The sequence below is a fragment of the Methylobacterium sp. WL116 genome, from assembly GCF_008039455.1.
In the GTDB taxonomy this organism is placed as follows: Bacteria; Pseudomonadota; Alphaproteobacteria; order Rhizobiales; family Beijerinckiaceae; genus Methylobacterium.
Window position 1 is genome coordinate 1 of the sequence record NZ_VRUV01000921.1, and the last position, 993, is coordinate 993.

Below are 993 nucleotides of genomic sequence, written 5' to 3' on the forward strand. Positions count from 1 at the left end.
CGGCGCCCGCGGATCGGCACCCCCACGCGACGGCCGCGAGACCGGACGATCCAGCCGCGGTGCCGACCGGAGGCCGGGGCCGCCGCGCCGGTGCGCGGCGGAAGATCCTCGGCCCCGCACGGGGCCGAGCGGCGGCTCAGCGCGCGGCGTTTTGCGCGAGGGCGCCGAGGTCCTTGGCCTGCGCCTGCATCGCGGCGATCTGGCTGCGGACGAACTCGGACTGCAGCTCGAAGGCCTCGCGCAGGTCCTTGGTGCGCACGAGCTTCTGCGCGAAGTCGAAGGTGGCGTTGGCGTTGGTCTGGGCGTGGTCGAAGCCCTTGGCGACGGCGGCCTGCATCGAGGACTGGAGGTTGAGCCCCGAGCTCTGGACCTGCTCGGCGGCCTTGAGCGCGTTGCCCATCAGGGTGCCGACGGCGGTGCGGGCCTGGTCGACGCTCTTCTCGGCGAAATCGCGCATCTCGGTCGGGATCTCGAAATTCGGGGTCTGCATGAATCGGCTCCTCGGGTGGCGTCGTCACCGGCGGTCTCGAAGCGATCGCCCGTGCGAGGCGGATTTATGTTGCATTGCAATAATAAGTCAAGACGCCGCTTTTCGAGGCGAAAGCCGCGCTTATTAAGCAGAGACTCTAGCCTCGGCATCGATCCGAGACCCCACCAAGCGCCACACCTGACAGATTGCCCCCGATGTTGCTGCAATCATCCGTCGGGCACAGGGGCACGATGGCGACGACGGCGCGATCGTGACGTCGTGGGGGATCGCGAAACCGCACGGAAACTTGATCTGATCGGCCGATCGCTTCGCATCGTCCTCCGGGCGGGCGCGGGTCGGGCGCCGCGCCGGCCTATGCGTGCTGCATCGCGTCACGCCGCGTGCGCAGCAAGCCGGCATACAGCGCGGCCGAGGCTTCGGCGTGCCGGGCGATGGTCATCGGCGCGGCCCAGAAGCGGCCGTGGGCGGCCCGGCCCATCGCGGCGACGCGAGCGTCGTCGGCG

Annotated in this window: 1 protein-coding gene; it reads right to left on the bottom strand. The window is 69.9% G+C overall.

Annotation, left to right across the window (positions count from 1 at the left end):
* Positions 1–136: 136 nt before the first annotated feature.
* Entirely contained in the window at positions 137–490 is a 354-nt protein-coding gene (locus FV223_RS28500) for a phasin (RefSeq protein WP_147729981.1), read from the bottom strand.
* Positions 491–993 lie beyond the last annotated feature (503 nt).

Bases quoted from the DNA above. Each gene is read 5' to 3' on its own strand.
- FV223_RS28500 (WP_147729981.1), bottom strand. From the start codon at position 490: ATGCAGACCCCGAATTTCGAGATCCCGACCGAGATGCGCGATTTCGCC.